This is a genomic window from Herbaspirillum sp. NPDC101397 (assembly GCF_044767325.1).
Lineage (GTDB): Bacteria > Pseudomonadota > Gammaproteobacteria > Burkholderiales > Burkholderiaceae_D > Herbaspirillum.
The window spans coordinates 207,581-224,690 of sequence record NZ_JBIWNS010000003.1 but is presented as its reverse complement, the minus strand read 5'-3'; the positions used below and the strand labels follow the sequence as shown (position 1 = coordinate 224,690).

Sequence of the window (17,110 nt, the reverse complement as noted above, 5' to 3'; positions counted from 1 at the left end):
ACGAGAGATAGCGAAAAAATAAAAAAGCGCCACGAGGGCGCTTTTTTATTTTGCAGTGGTACGAGAATCAGAACTTGTAACCAACCGACAGGAAGGTAACGATCGGGTTCAGAGTCAGACTGGTCGACGACTTGACTTGTGTGCCGCTTGGCAAAGTAGTGGTGATATCAGCCTTGGTCTTCAAAGGAATATACGCCACCGAGAAACCCAAAGACCAGTTCTTGTTGAAGTTATAAGTTGCGCCGACATTCAGGACCGGTGCCCACGAGGAGCTCAGATCTGCGGTCGATTTGGCAGCTGTTGCACTGCCGGTAAACTTGGTCGACAAGAGACCTTGGAACTGGTTGCTCAACTCAACGTCCGAGTACCAGACATAAGAAACACCGGCGCCGACGAATGGACGGAACTGGCTGTTGCCGTCGCCAAAATACCATTTCGCGATAACCGCGGGACTCCATTGTTTCGCCTTGCCGACTTCTCCTGCACTTGCGATCGTACCAGTGCCGGTCAGTTTGAATGTCGGAGGAATACCAACGTCAGTCGTGATTGCGACGTTGTCAGTGAAGAAGTGCGTGAACGCAACACCCAGAGTATCTGCATTGCCAACAGTTGCGCCACTGCCAGCAACGGGGCCGGCGACTGCTGCAGGGCTGTTGATCCGCAGAGTTTCGCTAGAATCCTGCGGCGCCAGATGGAACCATCCCAGATTGACGATGTTGCTGCCGGCGGTTTGTGCCATTGCTGGCGCAGCGAAAGCGGCAGCGATGGACAGCGCAGCGATTTTGGGCAAAAGGGAAAATTGTTGCTTCATGTGTCGTCTCCAAATGTGAAGGGCTGCGCCCTGTTTTATAAGTTATTCCGACTATGGTTCGGAAGTGTCGGCAACGTTGTTCGTCGCCTGTTCTTGTTGAATGCACATTGGGAACGATTGCCCTCCCGCCTTACACTCATCTGACAAAAAGAACGCGCGTGCTATTCTTTTGCGATACTATGCCAGCTTTAATTCGCTTTGTATAGACGTGTATTTTTTTGGCAACTGGAAATAATTTCCGGGCCCAAAACAGTGCGGAAGAAGAGAAAAAAGAACGTCAGGTCGCCAATAAACGCGACAGAATTCCGCTCGAATCGAAGGCTGCGCGACGCAGCCGATCATTGATGCCTTGCCATTCCGCAGCCTGCGGCAACGACTCCACCACGATGACGTCAGCGGCTTCGTGGTCCATATCTCGCAGCGCAGCATAAAGATCATGAGCATAGCGATCAGCATCCGCCGGCATGGCCACCGAAGCGTGCGCCGACATTGCGGCGGTGCGATAAATCAACGCTGTTTTGTAACCGCCCGCAGCGAGCTGTTGCAGCACGCCGGCGAGTTGTTCCGGCGCCACCTGGGCGACCGGCGTATGTGGCGCGTAGTGCGCATCGAGCGTACCCGAGGCGCGCGGCGCAGCTGCATCGGGAGCGCGTGGCGCGACACCCAGCACTGCAGCAATCTGGTCGACGCTGATCTGGCCGGGGCGCAGCAAGACGGCGCCATGTGTTTCCACACGCGACAGATCGACGATGGTTGATTCGATGCCGACTTCACTTTGGCCGCCGTCCAGGACGTAATCAAGCAGGCTGTCAGCTTCGCTGAATTCTTCGCGCACATGTTGCGCCGTGGTCGGACTCACGTGACCAAATTTGTTGGCTGAGGGACCTGCGACGCCGCCCTTGCCGCCCTTGAATTCACGCAACAGAGCCTGCGCAACCGGATGCGACGGACAGCGTACACCGATCGAATCCTGACCGCCGGAAGCGGCTGCCGGAACATGCGCGGCGCGCTTGAGAATCAGCGTCAGCGGACCGGGCCAGAATGCCTCGATCAATGCGTGGGCCTGCGTTGGCACGTCGGCGGCCCAGTACGAAATGTCTGCTTCAGGCGCGACGTGAACAATGACCGGATGATTGGCAGGACGACCTTTGGCGGCATAGATGTCGGCAATCGCCGCGGCATTCTCTGCGTCGCCGCCGAGACCGTAGACCGTCTCGGTAGGAAATGCCACCAGCTTGCCGGCCTCCAGCTTGCGTGCGGCGAGCCGCACCGCATCCATGTCGATCGTCATCATTGCAAAGTCCTTACAGCGCGATGCCGAGAATGACGCAGGCGGCAACCAGTTGCGCCTGCGCCTGTTCCATGGTTGGCGCGACAAAGGTGACGTGTCCCATCTTGCGTGCGCGGCGCGCATGCGCTTTGCCATACAGATGCAAATGCGCACCCGGCAGCGCAAGGATCTTGTCCCAAGCCGGTTCCCGCATGCTGTCGCTGTCGCCTTCGTACCAGACATCGCCGAGGATGTTCAACATGACCGCCGGAGAATGCTGGCGCACGTCGCCCAGCGGCAAACGCGCCATAGCGCGCGCCTGTTGTTCGAACTGGCTGGTGATGCAGGCGTCAATGGTGTAATGACCGCTGTTGTGCGGGCGCGGCGCCATCTCGTTGACGACCAGCGAACCGTCCGTCAGCACGAAAAATTCTATGCACAGCACGCCGACATAATCGAGCTTGGCAATGATCGCCAATGCGGCGTCCTGCGCCTTCTTTGCAACAGCGTCAGAGACATGATCCGATGGCACAGTGGTGGTAAACAAAATGCCGTCGCGATGAACGTTCTCGGCAATCGGATACACCACGGCAGCGCCGTCGGCGCCGCGCGCCACCAATACCGAGACCTCGTAGGCCAGCGGCAGCATTTTTTCCAGCAGGCAGGTCACGCCCTTCATGTCGGCGAACGCTGCCTTGACATCGGCGATGCTGCGCACGCGCACCTGGCCCTTGCCGTCATACCCCATGCGTACGGTCTTCAGAATCCCCGGCAGCAAATCGGCGGGGATCGCATCGATATCCGCTTCGGAAGCGATCACCTTGTGCGGCGCAGGCTGCACGCCGGAACTGGCGCTGCAGTCGACGAAGAAACGTTTTTCGGCGATGCGGTCCTGCGCAATCGACACACCGGCTGCAGATGGCGCGACATAGGTTTTTGCGGCCAACGCGGCAAGGCTGTCGGCGGAGACGTTTTCAAATTCGGTCGTGACCGCGCCGCACAGCGACGCCAGTTCTTCCAAACCCTTGGGATCGATATACGAGGTACGGATCAGGCGATCGGCAACTTGTCCGGCCGGACAATCTTCCTCCTGCTCCAGAACGGCGACCTTGAAGCCCATTGCCTGTGCGGCGTGGGCAAACATGCGGCCGAGCTGGCCGCCGCCCATCACGCCCAGCCAGGTCGCCGGGGTCGTGGTGGGGATCGAAACGGTATTCAACGGGGACTGCTTCTGACTCATAACGGCAACTTCATATCCAGGGCAACTTGCGTTTGCTTGACGCGGAAGGCTTCCAGCTTCGCAGCCAGGGCATCGTCGGTGGTCGCCAGCATGGCGATGGCCGACAAGGCGGCATTGGCGGCGCCGGCTTCGCCGATGGCATACGTTGCGACCGGAATGCCCTTGGGCATTTGCACGATGGACAGCAGCGAATCTTCGCCGCGCAGATACTTCGACGGCACCGGCACGCCCAGCACCGGCACGATGGTCTTGGCGGCGATCATGCCCGGCAAATGCGCGGCGCCGCCGGCGCCGGCGATGATGGCGCGCAAGCCGCGCGCACGCGCTTTCTCAGCGTAATCGAACATCTGGTCCGGCATGCGATGCGCGGAGACGACTTGCGCCTCGTGCGCGATGCCGAATTCCTTCAGGATGGCCACGGCGTGCTGCATCACGTCCCAGTCGGACGACGATCCCATGACCACGCCGACGACCGGCGCTTGTGCGTTGTTCTCGCTCATCATCAGTCCTTCAGGGCATTGCCGGTCAGGCGTTCCAGCGCTTCACGGTACTTGGCGCCGGTCTTCTCAATCACTTCGGCAGGCAGCGCAGGCGCAGGTGGCGTCTTCTTCCAGCCGTCGACGGTTTCCAGATAGTCGCGCACAAACTGCTTGTCGAACGATGGTGGCGAGATGCCGACCTTGTAGCTGTCGGCAGGCCAGAAGCGCGACGAGTCGGCGGTCAGCACTTCGTCCATCAGGTGCAGCACGCCGTTGTCGTCGAGACCAAATTCAAACTTGGTGTCGGCGATGATGATGCCGCGCGTCGCTGCATAGTCGGCGGCTGTCTTGTACAGCTTGATGCTGATGTCGCGCATCTTGTTGGCCAGTTCGCTGCCGATGCGTTGTTCCATGTCGGCGAAGCTGATGTTTTCGTCGTGCTCGCCGAGGTCGGCCTTGGCGGCCGGCGTGAAGATCGGCTCGGCCAGCTTGGCGGCCTGCTGCAGGCCTTCCGGCAATTTGATGCCGCAGATCGAACCGGTATCCTGATAATCCTTCCAGCCGGACCCGATGATGTAGCCGCGCACCACGGCTTCCACCAGGATCGGTTTCAAGCGTTTGGCGACGACGGCGCGGCCGCGCACCTGTTCGACCTCATTGGCGGCAACCACGGTTTCGGGAGCGATGCCGGTCAGGTGATTCGGCACGATGTCGCCCAGCTTCTCGAACCAGAAATCCGACATCTGGTTCAACACTTTGCCCTTGCCCGGAATCGGTTCGTTCATGATGACGTCGAAAGCCGACAGGCGGTCGGTCGTCACGATCAGCAACTTGTCGTCGCCGACGGCGTAGTTGTCGCGCACCTTGCCGTTGCCCAGCAGGGGCAGTGAAGTGATGGAAGTTTTGTAGAGGCTGGTCATGTTGATTCCGGTCATTCCGTGGGTTGAAGCTCTGGGATTCGGGGTTACCCTGGAACGGCGAAAACGCCGTTTTTCTACCCACCTTTAAAGTCAAAAAACCGGGACTGCTGTTGCCAGTCCCGGTCGCTTGGTTCGCTCGCTGATCGCTTGCTGCTTATTGCACGATCTGGGAGAGCTCGCCCTTCTTGTATTTCTCTGCAATCTTTTCCAGCGGGATCGCCTTGATCTTGCCGGCCTGGCCTTCGCAGCCGAACGACAGGTAGCGCGCCTTGCACACCAGCTTGGCTGCTTCACGTGCAGGCTTGAGGTAATCGCGTGGATCGAACTTGCCTGGGTTTTCCATCAGGTAGCGACGGATCGCGCCGGTCATCGCCAGACGGATGTCGGTGTCGATGTTGATCTTGCGCACGCCGTGCTTGATGCCTTCCTGGATCTCTTCCACCGGCACGCCATAGGTTTCCTTCATGTCGCCGCCGAACTCGCGGATTTCAGCCAGCAGTTCTTGCGGAACCGAAGACGAACCGTGCATCACCAGATGGGTGTTCGGAATGCGCGCGTGGATTTCCTTGATGCGGTCGATGGCGAGGATGTCGCCGGTCGGCTTGCGCGAAAACTTGTAAGCGCCGTGCGAGGTGCCGATGGCGATGGCCAGTGCGTCGCATTGCGTTTGCTTGACGAAGTCGGCGGCTTGCGCGACGTCGGTCAGCAACTGTTCACGCGTCATCTTGCCGTCGGCGCCGTGACCGTCTTCCTTGTCGCCCATCATGGTTTCCAGCGAACCGAGCACGCCCAGTTCGGCTTCCACCGTGACGCCGATGGCGTGCGAGAACTCGACCACCTTGCGCGACACTTCGACGTTGTATTCGTAGCTGGCGACGGACTTGCCGTCTTCCATCAGCGAACCGTCCATCATCACCGAAGTGAAGCCCGACTTGATCGCGGCCATGCAGACCGCCGGCGACTGGCCGTGATCCTGGTGCATGACGACGGGGATGTGCGGATAGGCTTCGACTGCGGCTTCGATCAGGTGGCGCAGGAACGCCTCACCGGCGTATTTACGTGCACCGGCGGAGGCTTGCATGATGACTGGCGCGCCAACTTCGTCGGCAGCCTGCATGATCGCAGTGACTTGCTCCAGATTGTTGACGTTGAACGCTGGCAGACCGTAGCCGTTTTCGGCGGCGTGGTCCAGCAATTGACGCATGGATACGAGAGGCATGATAAAACTCCAGAACGATAAAAATCAGTACTCGCCGACCCTGAGAATCTTCAGGGCATTGGTGCCGCCGACTTGTCCAATCGGCTCACCCCAGGTCACGACGATCAAATCACCCTTTTGCACGACGCCTTGCTCCAGCAGCAAGTCCTGCACGGCCTTCAACACCACTTCGGTGTCGGTGGACTGCGCCAGTTCGAACGTACGCACGTTGCGGAACAGCGCAGCCTTCTGGCGCGTCGCGACGTTGGGGGTGATGGCAAAAATAGGGACATCAATGTTGTGCCGGCTCATCCACAAGGCGGTGGAACCGGACTCGGTCAGCGCGGCAATCGCCTTCACGCGCAGATGATGCGCGGTGAACAGCGCGCCGTACGCGATCGACTGGTCGACGCGAGTGAATTGCAGATTCAGGAAGTCGGCGTCGAGCTTGCAGTCTTCAGATTTTTCCGCGGCCAGGCAGATGGCCGACATGGCTTCGACGGTTTCCACCGGATACTTGCCCGACGCGGTTTCGGCCGAGGTCATCACGGCGTCGGTACCGTCCAGGACGGCGTTGGCGACGTCGGACACTTCCGCGCGCGTCGGCACGGCGTTGACGATCATCGACTCCATCATCTGGGTGGCGGTGATGGTCAGCTTGTTGGAGGCGCGCGCCATCTTGATCATGCGCTTTTGCAGGCCCGGTACGGCGGCGTTGCCGACTTCCACGGCCAGGTCGCCGCGCGCCACCATGATGCCGTCGGAGGCGTCGAGGATTTCCTGCAGCAATGGGATCGCTTCAGCGCGTTCGATCTTGGCGATCATCAGCGGCTTGTGGCCGAACGGCTCGCCGGCGACGTTGCCGAGCTGGCGCGCCATTTCCATGTCGGTGGCATTCTTGGGGAACGACACGGCGACGTAATCGGCCTGGAAGCTCATCGCCGTCTTGATGTCGTCCATGTCCTTGGCCGTCAGCGCCGGTGCCGACAAACCGCCACCCTGGCGATTGATGCCCTTGTTGTTGGACAGCTCGCCGCCGATCTTGACGACGGTGTGGATCTCATTGCCGAGCACGCGCTCGACCACCAGCACGATCAGACCGTCGTTGAGCAGCAGCACGTCGTCGCCCCTGAGGTCACGCGGCAATGCTTTGTAGTCGAGGCCGACACGCTCCTGGTTGCCCATGGCGCAGTCGGCGTCGAGGATGAACTTGTCGCCGTTTTCGAGATTGATTTTGCCGTTTTCAAACTTGCCGACGCGGATCTTCGGACCTTGCAGGTCGGCCATGATGGCGACCTTGACGCCACAGGCGTCGGCCACTTCGCGCACCAGCACCGCGCGGTCGATATGGTCCTGCGCCTTGCCGTGAGAGAAGTTCAGGCGCACCACGTTCACGCCCGCCTTGATCATGCGCGTCAGCGTGTCTCTGTCGCTGGAAGCGGGGCCGATGGTGGCAACAATCTTGGTGGCTCTTTGCATGAAAATCTTTCTCTGACGTTGTGGTAAGGCTGTTGTTTTTTACTGGGCGCGCTGCATCAGGATTTCCACGGCCGGCAAGGTCTTGCCTTCAAGGAATTCCAGGAAAGCGCCGCCGCCGGTCGAAATATAGCCGACCTTGTCGGTAATGCCGTACTTGGCGATCGCCGCCAGCGTGTCTCCGCCGCCCGCAATCGAGAAACCATCGGAGTCCGCAATCGCCTGCGCCAATGCTTTGGTGCCGCCGCCGAACTGGTCGAATTCAAACACGCCGACCGGGCCGTTCCAGACGATGGTGCCGGCCTTGGCCAGTTGCGCCGCCAGCGTCGCCGCGGTCTTGGGACCGATGTCGAAAATCATGTCGTCGTCGGCTACATCCTTGGCATCCTTGACGGTGGCCACTGCAGTCGGTGAAAACTCCTTGCCGCACACCACGTCGACCGGGATCGGCACCGATGCGCCGCGTTTGGCCATCATGTCGATGATGGCCTTGGCTTCGTCGACCAGATCGGCTTCGACCAGCGACTTGCCGATCTTCAGACCGGACGCCAGCATGAAAGTGTTGGCGATGCCGCCGCCGACGATCAGGTTGTCGACCTTGTCGGCCAGTGCTTTCAGGATAGTCAATTTACTGGAGACTTTCGAGCCGGCGACAATCGCCACCAGCGGACGGGCCGGCTGGTTCAGCGCCTTGCCCAGCGCATCGAGTTCGGCGGCCAACAGCGGGCCGGCGCAAGCGACCGGCGCAAATTTGGCGATGCCGTAAGTAGTGGCTTCAGCGCGGTGCGCCGTACCGAAAGCGTCGTTGACGTAGATGTCGCACAGCTTGGCGATCTTTTGCGCCAGCTCGTCGCTGTTCTTCTTTTCGCCCTTGTTGAGGCGGCAGTTTTCCAACAGCACGACCTGGCCGGGCGCAACGTCGACACCTTCGGTCCAGTTCGAGACCAGTTTGACTTCTGCGCCCAGCAGTTCCGACAGGCGCTTGGCGACCGGCGCCAGCGAATCTTCCGGCTTGAATTCGCCCTCGACCGGACGGCCCAGGTGCGAAGTCACCATCACTGCCGCGCCGGCGTCACGCGCCTGGCGGATCGCCGGGACCGACGCGCGGATACGCGTATCTTCGGTGATATTGCCGGCATCATCCTGCGGCACGTTCAGATCGGCGCGGATGAAAACGCGCTTGCCTTGCAGTTGGTTGGCGGAGATGAGGTCGCTGAGTCGGTTGAATTTCATTTTTCGCGGAATCTAAGGTGGGGCAAAAAGGCGTTATTTTACTCTACCCGCCCTGCTCCCAGCATGGTTTTCAGACAGGAATGCGGCATTCGGCAGCATTCGACAATATTTGGCGTCGCACTCCCGCAGTAATCGGCCCAAGGGAGCAGGCAAGGCCTCCCAGGAAGGGCTTACAGCGCCAAGCGCAGCACGGTAAACAGTGTCATTCCGGCAATAATCGTCCCTAAAAGGTGTCTAGTTACCAAGAAAAACACGCCGCCGCCGATGCCGGCCAGCAATTTGGGATTGGCCCAGTTGATGTCAATCGCACCACCTGTCGTCACCAGGTCCGGCAAGATGATCGCCGCCATCGCCGCCGCAGGTGCATAACCGAGCGCGTGCTGGAGCTTGGGCGGCAACTTGACGGCATGGCCGAACAGGAAAAAACCGCTGCGCGTGATCAATGTCGACACAACCAACAAGACTATAGAAACCCAAACGTCGAAGGCGTTCATTCTTTTTCCTTGTCGATGAATTTGTCGGCCACCATTGCCGCGGCCATGCCGATCACCACCGCCAGCAACAGGCCCAGCCGGTAAGGCAGGCTGATTGCCGCCACCGCGACAGCACCGGAGACCACCACACCCGCCAGCGCCGCGCGGTTGATGATCATCGGAATCGTGATGGCGATCAGCGCCAGCGTGCCGGCGAAACCGATGTTCCAGCTTTCCGGGATCTGGCTGGCCAGCAGGATGCCGACGATCGCGCCGATCTGCCACGCAAACCAGCCCGGATAGCAGATCGCCTCGAAAAAGCCGATTTTGCCGGCCGGCTGATGCACCGTGTGCGCGGGAAAGCGGCGAGGAAAAAATCCCATCGAGATGTCGCCGTTGAAGTAGCCGTACCAGACCCGCCGGTACCAAGGCAGATGAGCAAAATGAGGCGCAACAGCGGCGGAGAAAATGACGAAACGGAGATTGACGATCATGGCCGTCAGGAAGATCACGATCAGCGGCGTATGCGCCGCCAGCAAGGGCAGCACCGCGAACTGGGCGGAACCGGCGTAGACCGTCAGCGTCATCGCCAGCGATTGCCAGAGGGTCATGCCGGACTTGACCATGGCCATGCCCGAGACCACGCCCCAGGCGGCCACGGCCGGAATGGTCGAGGCGCTCGCGCGCCAGCCCTCCTGAAACGCTTCCTTTTCGATGCGCCGCGCCGCGAGTGCGGCCGCAGTTGCTACATTGACTGCCGGGTCAGGTCGACTGTCCCCGGCGTCTGTCTCCTTATTCATTCTTGCCCTGGTCCGCTTTTATTGAATGCGATGAACTTGCAATACGGCATTTTTACGCAGTCCAGACATTTTACAGATGAAACTTTTTACGCGCTTGTTCCGTTAAAATGTGGTCTTTGCCTCTTGAACCCCTTCGGAGACCTCCCATGTCCATGGATGACCGCGACGGAAAAATCTGGAAAGACGGTGCACTGATCGACTGGCGCGATGCGACCATCCACGTGCTGACCCATACGCTGCATTACGGCATGGGCGTGTTCGAGGGCGTGCGCGCCTACAAGACGCCGCAGGGCACGGCGATTTTTCGCCTGAAGGAACACACCCAGCGCCTGTTCAATTCGGCCAAGATTTTCCAGATGGAGGTGCCGTTCGACCAGGCCACCATCTTCGAAGCGCAACGCCAGGTGGTGCGCGAAAATAAACTCGAGTCCGGCTACATCCGCCCGCTGATCTGGATCGGCTCGGAGAAGCTCGGCGTCTCCGCCAAGGGCAACAAGATCCACGTCGCCATCGCCGCCTGGACCTGGGGCGCGTATCTGGGCGAAGACGGCATCAACAAGGGCATCCGCGTCAAGACCTCGTCGTTCAGCCGCCACCACGTCAACGTCTCGCTGGTGCGCGCCAAGGCTTCCGGCTATTACATCAATTCGATCCTGGCCAACCAGGAAGCGCTGGCCGACGGTTACGACGAAGCGCTGTTGCTGGATACCGACGGTTACGTCTCGGAAGGCTCCGGCGAAAACGTCTTCATCGTCAAGAACGGCAAACTCTACACGCCCGACCTCGCCTCATGCCTCGACGGCATCACGCGCGATGCGGTGCTGACGATGGCGCGCGACCTCGGCATCGAGGTCATTGAAAAGCGCATCACGCGCGACGAAATGTATTGCTGCGACGAGGCCTTCTTCACCGGCACCGCCGCGGAAATCACCCCCATCCGCGAACTCGACAACCGCACCATCGGCAACGGTGGCCGCGGTCCGATCACGGAAAAACTGCAAACCTTGTTCTTCGACGTCGTGTCGGGCAAGGCGCCCCAATATCAGCATTGGCTGACACTGGTTTAATTTAAATAAGCAATATCGCACCGGAGAAACACCATGAGCCAAGTCCAACAAACCCAGCCAGTTCAACTCGACGGCAAAGACCTGCCGGCCCACTGCCCCAACCCGAACATGCCGCACTGGTCGTCGCACCCGCGCGTGTTCCTGGAACTCGACGACCACGGCGCCGCCAAGTGTCCGTACTGCGGCACGCAATACCAGCTCAAGCCGGGCGCCGTCGTCAAGGCGCACTGAGGCCTGAGATCGCCGCCTGCCCAGCAGTAGCAACACCAATAAAGAGGACCACCAGGAAACGATTGGTCCTTTTTGCTTTTTCCTCCTGGAGAAGACATGCCGCGCGCCAAACTGTTACATGGTTCACCCGATGAAATCGAAGCAGCGTATTACGATGCGCTGTCCCGCGCCGACCTCGATGCGCTGATGGCGCTGTGGGCCGACGACGAGGAAATCGTCTGTATCCATCCCGGCGCAGCACGCCTGGTCGGCCATGTCGCCATCCGCAACAGCTGGGAAGAAATCCTCGCGCGCGGCGGCCTGCACATCCAGCCGCGCCAGCTGCATGCGGCACACACCATCACCACCGCCGTGCACAACGTGATCGAGGACATCCACCATCCCGACAACAGCCAGCCGGACGTGCACGTCATCGCCACCAATGTCTACATGAAGACCGCACAAGGCTGGCGCATCGTCACGCACCACGCCTCGGTCGCACCGGGACCGGCGCCGTCGGAGCCGATCGCCGAGACCATGCTGCACTGATATTTTTTCTGCGCCGCCCGCTTGGCATCCCGTCCTGCGGCGGCGCATCCACTGTTCTCCATCCATGCACTACATCGCGCCTCGCTGGCTTCCCGGCGGCAACCTCCAAACGATTTATCCGTCGACCTTCATCGCCAAGCCGCCGGTGCATTTCCGGCGTGAACGCTGGAACACGCCCGACGACGACTTTATCGATGTCGACTTCGTCGACGGCCAGCCAGGGCAACCGCTGGTGGTACTGTTCCATGGACTGGAAGGTTCCTCCGACAGCCACTATTGCCGCGCCCTGATGGCGGCAGTGGCTGCGCGCGGCTGGACCGGCGTGGTGCCGCATTTCCGCGGCTGCTCGGGTGAAATCAATCTGGCGCCGCGCTTTTACCATTCCGGCGACAGCGGCGAACTTGACTGGATATTGCGCCGCCTGGTCACGCATCGGGCGACCATCGGCGCCGGCAAGTTCTACGCCACCGGCGTCTCGCTTGGCGCCAACGCTCTGCTGCGCTGGCTCGGCGAATCGCAGCACCAGGCCGAGTTCATCGACGCCGCGTGCGCGGTGTCGGCGCCGCTCGACCTGGCCGGCGGCGGCGCGGCGCTGGCGCATGGTTTCAACCGGATTTATTCACATGTGTTCCTGCGCACCATGCGTCCCAAATGCCTGGTCAAGCTGGATCAATTCCCCGGCCTGTTCAGCCGCGACGCGCTGCTGCAGGCCCGCGACCTCTACACCTTCGACAACATCGTCACGGCGCCGCTCCATGGCTACCGCAATACCGAAGACTATTGGGACCGCGCCAGCGCCAAGCACATCCTCCACGACATCACGGTGCCGACACTGGTGCTCAACGCCAAAAACGATCCATTCCTGCCGCCGCAGTATTTGCCGGAAAGCGCTGCCGCCTGCGTCAAACTGGAATATCCTGATGAAGGCGGCCATGTCGGCTTCCCCACCGGCGCACCGCCGGGCGAGCTGGGCTGGCTGCCGCAACGCATGCTGCATTTTCTGGAAGGCAAATAAGCAATGGATGACGTCGTCAGGCAAGCGATGGCCAAGTGGCCGAATGTGCCACACTGCTTCGGCTGGCTGAAGCTAGATGCGCGCGGACACTGGCGCATGCGCGACGAACGCGCCCAGCATCTTGATCTTCCCGGCGACAAGATCGCGCATCCGGCGCTGCTCGGCTTCATCAACCGCAATTACACCCACGATGAGGAAGGCCGCTGGTATTTTCAGAACGGTCCGCAGCGCGTCTACGTTGATCTTGAGTTGACGCCGCATATCGTGCGCACCGATCCGGTCGCGGGATTCATCACCCAGACCGGCGCCACACTGGAAGCGATTTCACATGCCTGGCTGACGCGGGAAGGCCAACTGGTGCTGGCATCGAGCACTATCGTCGCTGCGCTGGACGACCGCGACGCCGCCGCCGTGCTGGCGACACTGACGGTTGGGGGCCGGGCGGCCGGTGATGAGGAAATCATGGAGTGGCTGGACGGAAGCGATGCAGCCGGACTCGTTTTCTCCCATGACGGCAACGACCTCCCTTTGCAACGAATCGGTGCGGACGAGCTGGCCGGACAATTCGGTTTCGTCACGCACCCTCGCGCGACTTCCTGACAAGGTCTTGAGTCGTGACGATTATCCGCGCCCCTTGGTTTCCTTCATCTCGTCTTTCCACTGCTCCTTGAGATCGCGCTCACGCGCATCAATCATGGCCTGATCGTAGAAGGTGGCATCCGGCGCCTTGCGTGCGATGCCGAGCTGCTCCAGCGCCGCCGGCAAACTGCCTTGCAGTACATAGGATTCCGCCAGCGCCATGTGTTGCAGCGCTTGCTTGCCCTGCGCCGCATAGGCCTTGGCGAGCAGATCCTGCACCGCGACTTCCTGGCGATACAGCTGCGCCTGGTCGCGCAAATAGGTAACGGCGACGTCGTAGCGCTGCCCCTCGATCAACGCATCCGCGTACTGATGCGCCACCACGCGCGACAACGGGAATTGCTTGCGCGCAGCGTCGGCTTCCTTGAGCGCTTGGGCGCCTTGTTTTTTAGCCAGCTTGATGTCAATGTCGAGATTGGTGAACAGAATGCTCGGCACCATCGGCTGCGACGCCGCGCGCGCTTCCTGCAACAGGCTCTCGGCCTTGTCGTAGGAACGCTGCAGATAAGCCGCGTACGCCAGACCGTACTTCGACACCATGATCTGCATCTTGGTATTCTGGCGCAGCTGCGATTCAAAGTACGCCTGGGCATCGCGGGTACCTTGCGCCGTATTGTTCTGCAACAGACGTACGCGCGCGCGAATCAGCTGAAAATCGGGATTGTCGGCGCGCTGCCTGTAACGCTGGTCGCGTATGCGCGCCTGGATGTCGGCGATACGTTCGGTGGTCAGCGGGTGGGTCAGCAGGTAGGGGGGCACTGCGTCGCCGAGCCCGCGCGACGCGCTTTGCAGACGACCGAAAAACGCCACCATGCCAGAGGTGTCGAAGCCGCCGTCGCGCAGGATTTGCAAACCGACGCGATCGGCCTCGCGCTCGGCGTCGCGGCTGAAATTAAGTTGCCGTTGCATCGCAAGGCCGGTGCCGCCCATCATCGTCGCCATGGCGGCGTCGCCGCCGACTCTGGAGACGCCGGCCAGCGCACCGAGCACGATGGAAGCAAGCTGGATCATGGAATTCTGCTTTTGCTGGCCGATCATGCGCGCGATGTGGCGCTGGGCGACGTGACCGATTTCATGCGCCAGCACCGAGGCCAATTCGGACTCGCTCTGCGCTGCCAGCATCAGGCCGGAGTGTACTGCGATGAAGCCGCCCGGCAAAGCGAAGGCGTTCAACACCGGATCGCGCACCGCGAAGAAAAAGAAATCGTAGCCTGCTTCACCGCGCACGTCCGGCCGCACGGACACCAGGTTGGAGCCGAAGTTGTTGAGGTATTCCAGCACCGGGCCGTCATCGAGGTAGTCGGGATCGCGCCGGATATCGCGCATGATCTGCTCACCGAGTTTGCGCTCCACCAGCGGCGACAATCCCTCGCGTTCGGTATCTCCCAGCGTCGGCAACGTCTGCGCAACACCTGTGGTCGGCGCGACGGCCAGCGGCAGCGTCGCAGCAGTCAGCGCGAGCGCGGCGAACAGGGAACGCAAAGCTGGACGCAACAGCGAACGACGACGATGTGTTTGTTCAGAAGATACAGACTGACGCATAGACGGGCACTGAGTAAGGGGTGGCTTGGAGCGTGAGTGGCTCTTTCAATGCCTGCTATGATACCTGCAGTAATGACCGATTTTCACTTTCCGCCGCCATGACCGATTCCAACACGCCAAATTCACCGGCCGACGCCAACCAGGGCCTGACCCATTTCGATCAGGGCGGACAAGCGCACATGGTCGACGTCGGCGCCAAGCAGGACACTCATCGCATCGCCGTCGCCAGCGGCGTCATTTCCATGAAACCCGAAACGCTGGCCGTGATCCAGTCTGGCACCGCGAAGAAAGGCGACGTCCTCGGCATCGCCCGCATCGCCGCCATCATGGCATCCAAGCGTACCAGCGACCTGATTCCGCTATGCCATCCGCTGGCGCTGACGCATGTGTCGGTGGATTTTTCCATTGATGCAGTCTTGTCGCGCATCAGTTGCACGGTGCGCGTGGAAACCAACGGCAAGACCGGCGTCGAGATGGAAGCACTGACTGCCGTGCAGGTCGGACTGCTGACGATTTACGACATGTCCAAGGCGATTGACCGCGGCATGGTGATGTCCGATATTCGGGTCCAGGAGAAACATGGCGGAAAATCGGGATCGTGGTCGCAGGCCTGAGACGTTTGCTGTGGGCGTAAAAAAAGCGTGCTGATGCACGCTTTTTTATTACCGCTGAACGGATTAACCGCGGCAGACTTCTGGGGCGTATTTTGCAGGCAGCGTCGGCAAGTCTGCAGCCGGTGTGGTTGCCGTAGCCGGTGTGGTCGCCGTAGTTGATGTTCCGGGCGCGGTCTGACACAACCAGGTAATCGCGCTTGGATTGCTCGCCGACGGCACCAGCTTCAGGGTCTTTCCATTGGCTTCGCCACCAATCTCGCCAAAGGTGATAGTGATAATGCCGCCTTGCGCGATCTTGATGTCGGAAATCGACTTGATATCGGTCGACGGCGTAAATGTATAACCGGTCGCGTTCTGGTCAAAGCCGGTGCCATTCTTGGAGGCGATCGTCTCCGATACCGCCATCTTTGCCGGGGTCGCCAGATTTAGCCCTTCCGCCACTTTCGTGCGGACCAGGTAATCCCGGTATTGCGGAATCGCCACCATCGCGAGGACACCTACGATGGCGATAACGATCATCAATTCAATCAGGGTGAAACCGGTGGGTGAGTAACGTGCGGACCGCTTCGCTTGCATATTGTTTTCCTATTACAAAAAAATCGAGTTTCGGGAGCGTTGCCTGGCCATCTGTCCACGGCCGTCGTTTTCTCTCGGGCAACGCCAGACTCCCCGCATGGATCATATTCGCCCACGGCGAATTTGTGAACATCTTTATAACCGCACGGGCGAGGCGGAATTTATCATCCGGCCTCGCCCGGTTGCTTCAGACCTTCTTTATGCCGCGTGCTTTTGCGCCCTGCGTGCCAGCCAGCTGCCGACCATCACGACGCCGATGGCACCGACCACGCCGGGCAGGCTCAGATGCAGTTGCAGGCCGGGCACCTCGAACTCATGGTGCGGCAGATAGGTCTGCACCCAGCCCTTGATCGCCACGTCGGAGATGATCATGCCGCCCGCAAGATAGCCGAGCAAAGCCGCGCCCAGCGTGATGATGAGCGGCGCCTTTTCCATCAGCTTGAGCACCAGCGTGCTACCCCAGACAATGATGGGGATGCTGACCAGAATGCCGAACACCACCAACAGCAACTGATGTTCGCCGGCTGCCTGTTCGGCAGCGCTGGCAATCGCGATGACGTTGTCCAGGCTCATCACCAGGTCGGCCACGACGATGGTTTTGATCGCCGACAACAGCTTGTCGCTGCCATTGATTTCACCATGGCCGTCGTCTTCGCTGAGCAGCTTGGTGCCGATCCAGAACAGCAGGACGCCCCCCACCAGCTTGATGAACGGCATTTGCAGCAAGGTCACCGCGAAGGCGATCAGCACGATACGAATGGCGATGGCGCCGAACGTGCCCCACAGGATGCCGCGCAAGCGCAGGTTGGCCGGCAGGTTGCGGCACGCCAGCGCAATCACGATGGCGTTGTCGCCACCGAGCAAAATATCGATCAGGATGATCTGGCCGACCGCCAGCCAGTTCAGTTCCGTCAAAAAATCCATACAACCCCCAAAATATTCGTGAACACTAAAGCAATATGGGGAGCCGGAGCTCCCCATATTGGTATGTCACCGGT

19 protein-coding genes are annotated in these 17,110 nt (G+C 60.4%); 6 read left to right on the top strand and 13 right to left on the bottom strand.

The window, feature by feature from the left end:
* Positions 1-67: 67 nt before the first annotated feature.
* The 10 genes from ACIROW_RS08955 to ACIROW_RS08910 form a co-directional block, all read right to left on the bottom strand.
* Complete coding sequence (locus ACIROW_RS08955; RefSeq protein ID WP_402274319.1) at positions 68-811, bottom strand: OmpW family protein; 744 nt, start codon at positions 809-811, stop codon at positions 68-70.
* 277 nt (positions 812-1,088) lie between these two features.
* Positions 1,089-2,105 carry an L-threonylcarbamoyladenylate synthase gene (locus ACIROW_RS08950; RefSeq protein ID WP_402274317.1) on the bottom strand — a complete coding sequence of 339 codons (1,017 nt, stop codon included), beginning with the start codon at positions 2,103-2,105 and terminating at the stop codon, positions 1,089-1,091.
* Positions 2,106-2,115: 10 nt separating this feature from the next.
* On the bottom strand, positions 2,116-3,321 hold the full coding sequence (locus tag ACIROW_RS08945; RefSeq protein ID WP_402274315.1) for a 5-(carboxyamino)imidazole ribonucleotide synthase: 1,206 nt from the start codon (positions 3,319-3,321) through the stop codon (positions 2,116-2,118).
* On the bottom strand, positions 3,318-3,821 hold the full coding sequence (gene purE / locus ACIROW_RS08940; RefSeq protein WP_402274313.1) for a 5-(carboxyamino)imidazole ribonucleotide mutase: 504 nt from the start codon (positions 3,819-3,821) through the stop codon (positions 3,318-3,320). The genes ACIROW_RS08945 and purE overlap by 4 nt, the downstream gene beginning before the upstream one ends.
* A gap of 2 nt (positions 3,822-3,823) precedes the next feature.
* Positions 3,824-4,720, bottom strand: coding sequence for a phosphoribosylaminoimidazolesuccinocarboxamide synthase (locus ACIROW_RS08935; protein WP_402274311.1), 897 nt, complete (start codon positions 4,718-4,720; stop codon positions 3,824-3,826).
* 154 nt (positions 4,721-4,874) lie between these two features.
* Positions 4,875-5,939 carry a class II fructose-bisphosphate aldolase gene (gene fba / locus ACIROW_RS08930; protein ID WP_116434025.1) on the bottom strand — a complete coding sequence of 355 codons (1,065 nt, stop codon included), beginning with the start codon at positions 5,937-5,939 and terminating at the stop codon, positions 4,875-4,877.
* A gap of 24 nt (positions 5,940-5,963) precedes the next feature.
* Positions 5,964-7,397 (bottom strand): pyruvate kinase, encoded by a 1,434-nt coding sequence (gene pyk / locus ACIROW_RS08925; protein ID WP_402274308.1) that lies wholly within the window; start codon positions 7,395-7,397, stop codon positions 5,964-5,966.
* A gap of 39 nt (positions 7,398-7,436) precedes the next feature.
* A complete protein-coding gene (locus tag ACIROW_RS08920; RefSeq protein WP_402274306.1) occupies positions 7,437-8,627 on the bottom strand; it encodes a phosphoglycerate kinase in 1,191 nt (396 codons plus the stop codon).
* Positions 8,628-8,797: 170 nt separating this feature from the next.
* The gene (locus ACIROW_RS08915; protein WP_402274304.1) at positions 8,798-9,121 is read right to left on the bottom strand and encodes an AzlD domain-containing protein; all 324 of its coding nucleotides are present in this window, start codon (positions 9,119-9,121) and stop codon (positions 8,798-8,800) included.
* Positions 9,118-9,900, bottom strand: a complete 783-nt coding sequence (locus ACIROW_RS08910) for an AzlC family ABC transporter permease (protein ID WP_402274301.1) — start codon at positions 9,898-9,900, stop codon at positions 9,118-9,120. Before ACIROW_RS08910 ends, ACIROW_RS08915 begins: the two co-directional genes overlap by 4 nt.
* 146 nt (positions 9,901-10,046) lie before the next feature.
* Between ACIROW_RS08910 and ACIROW_RS08905 the strand changes: the two genes are divergently transcribed.
* The 5 genes from ACIROW_RS08905 to ACIROW_RS08885 all read left to right on the top strand — a co-directional run bounded on the left by ACIROW_RS08905 (position 10,047) and on the right by ACIROW_RS08885 (position 13,341).
* The gene (locus tag ACIROW_RS08905; RefSeq protein ID WP_402274298.1) at positions 10,047-10,967 is read left to right on the top strand and encodes a branched-chain amino acid transaminase; all 921 of its coding nucleotides are present in this window, start codon (positions 10,047-10,049) and stop codon (positions 10,965-10,967) included.
* 33 nt (positions 10,968-11,000) lie between these two features.
* Positions 11,001-11,198 (top strand): zinc-finger domain-containing protein, encoded by a 198-nt coding sequence (locus tag ACIROW_RS08900; RefSeq protein WP_016832182.1) that lies wholly within the window; start codon positions 11,001-11,003, stop codon positions 11,196-11,198.
* A gap of 96 nt (positions 11,199-11,294) precedes the next feature.
* The gene (locus tag ACIROW_RS08895) at positions 11,295-11,726 is read left to right on the top strand and encodes a YybH family protein (RefSeq protein WP_402274295.1); all 432 of its coding nucleotides are present in this window, start codon (positions 11,295-11,297) and stop codon (positions 11,724-11,726) included.
* A gap of 64 nt (positions 11,727-11,790) precedes the next feature.
* On the top strand, positions 11,791-12,741 hold the full coding sequence (locus ACIROW_RS08890; RefSeq protein WP_402274293.1) for a YheT family hydrolase: 951 nt from the start codon (positions 11,791-11,793) through the stop codon (positions 12,739-12,741).
* Between the two features lie 3 nt (positions 12,742-12,744).
* Complete coding sequence (locus ACIROW_RS08885) at positions 12,745-13,341, top strand: DUF2946 family protein (RefSeq protein ID WP_402274290.1); 597 nt, start codon at positions 12,745-12,747, stop codon at positions 13,339-13,341.
* 21 nt (positions 13,342-13,362) lie between these two features.
* On the opposite strand, the gene ACIROW_RS08880 is transcribed toward ACIROW_RS08885, so the two are convergent.
* Positions 13,363-14,922, bottom strand: a complete 1,560-nt coding sequence (locus tag ACIROW_RS08880; RefSeq protein WP_402274288.1) for a M48 family metalloprotease — start codon at positions 14,920-14,922, stop codon at positions 13,363-13,365.
* Positions 14,923-15,020: 98 nt separating this feature from the next.
* On the opposite strand from ACIROW_RS08880, the gene moaC reads away from it, so the two are divergent.
* A complete protein-coding gene (moaC, locus tag ACIROW_RS08875) occupies positions 15,021-15,536 on the top strand; it encodes a cyclic pyranopterin monophosphate synthase MoaC (protein ID WP_402274286.1) in 516 nt (171 codons plus the stop codon).
* Between the two features lie 63 nt (positions 15,537-15,599).
* On the opposite strand, the gene ACIROW_RS08870 is transcribed toward moaC, so the two are convergent.
* Both ACIROW_RS08870 and ACIROW_RS08865 read right to left on the bottom strand, forming a co-directional pair.
* On the bottom strand, positions 15,600-16,112 hold the full coding sequence (locus tag ACIROW_RS08870) for a pilin (RefSeq protein WP_402274283.1): 513 nt from the start codon (positions 16,110-16,112) through the stop codon (positions 15,600-15,602).
* Between the two features lie 198 nt (positions 16,113-16,310).
* Positions 16,311-17,036, bottom strand: coding sequence for a TerC family protein (locus ACIROW_RS08865; protein WP_402274280.1), 726 nt, complete (start codon positions 17,034-17,036; stop codon positions 16,311-16,313).
* Positions 17,037-17,110: the final 74 nt, after the last annotated feature.

Bases quoted from the DNA above. Each gene is read 5' to 3' on its own strand.
- ACIROW_RS08955 (WP_402274319.1), bottom strand. From the start codon at position 811: ATGAAGCAACAATTTTCCCTTTTGCCCAAAATCGCTGCGCTGTCCATC.
- ACIROW_RS08950 (WP_402274317.1), bottom strand. From the start codon at position 2,105: ATGATGACGATCGACATGGATGCGGTGCGGCTCGCCGCACGCAAGCTG.
- ACIROW_RS08945 (WP_402274315.1), bottom strand. From the start codon at position 3,321: ATGAGTCAGAAGCAGTCCCCGTTGAATACCGTTTCGATCCCCACCACG.
- purE (WP_402274313.1), bottom strand. From the start codon at position 3,821: ATGAGCGAGAACAACGCACAAGCGCCGGTCGTCGGCGTGGTCATGGGA.
- ACIROW_RS08935 (WP_402274311.1), bottom strand. From the start codon at position 4,720: ATGACCAGCCTCTACAAAACTTCCATCACTTCACTGCCCCTGCTGGGC.
- fba (WP_116434025.1), bottom strand. From the start codon at position 5,939: ATGCCTCTCGTATCCATGCGTCAATTGCTGGACCACGCCGCCGAAAAC.
- pyk (WP_402274308.1), bottom strand. From the start codon at position 7,397: ATGCAAAGAGCCACCAAGATTGTTGCCACCATCGGCCCCGCTTCCAGC.
- ACIROW_RS08920 (WP_402274306.1), bottom strand. From the start codon at position 8,627: ATGAAATTCAACCGACTCAGCGACCTCATCTCCGCCAACCAACTGCAA.
- ACIROW_RS08915 (WP_402274304.1), bottom strand. From the start codon at position 9,121: ATGAACGCCTTCGACGTTTGGGTTTCTATAGTCTTGTTGGTTGTGTCG.
- ACIROW_RS08910 (WP_402274301.1), bottom strand. From the start codon at position 9,900: ATGAATAAGGAGACAGACGCCGGGGACAGTCGACCTGACCCGGCAGTC.
- ACIROW_RS08905 (WP_402274298.1), top strand. From the start codon at position 10,047: ATGTCCATGGATGACCGCGACGGAAAAATCTGGAAAGACGGTGCACTG.
- ACIROW_RS08900 (WP_016832182.1), top strand. From the start codon at position 11,001: ATGAGCCAAGTCCAACAAACCCAGCCAGTTCAACTCGACGGCAAAGAC.
- ACIROW_RS08895 (WP_402274295.1), top strand. From the start codon at position 11,295: ATGCCGCGCGCCAAACTGTTACATGGTTCACCCGATGAAATCGAAGCA.
- ACIROW_RS08890 (WP_402274293.1), top strand. From the start codon at position 11,791: ATGCACTACATCGCGCCTCGCTGGCTTCCCGGCGGCAACCTCCAAACG.
- ACIROW_RS08885 (WP_402274290.1), top strand. From the start codon at position 12,745: ATGGATGACGTCGTCAGGCAAGCGATGGCCAAGTGGCCGAATGTGCCA.
- ACIROW_RS08880 (WP_402274288.1), bottom strand. From the start codon at position 14,922: ATGCGTCAGTCTGTATCTTCTGAACAAACACATCGTCGTCGTTCGCTG.
- moaC (WP_402274286.1), top strand. From the start codon at position 15,021: ATGACCGATTCCAACACGCCAAATTCACCGGCCGACGCCAACCAGGGC.
- ACIROW_RS08870 (WP_402274283.1), bottom strand. From the start codon at position 16,112: ATGCAAGCGAAGCGGTCCGCACGTTACTCACCCACCGGTTTCACCCTG.
- ACIROW_RS08865 (WP_402274280.1), bottom strand. From the start codon at position 17,036: ATGGATTTTTTGACGGAACTGAACTGGCTGGCGGTCGGCCAGATCATC.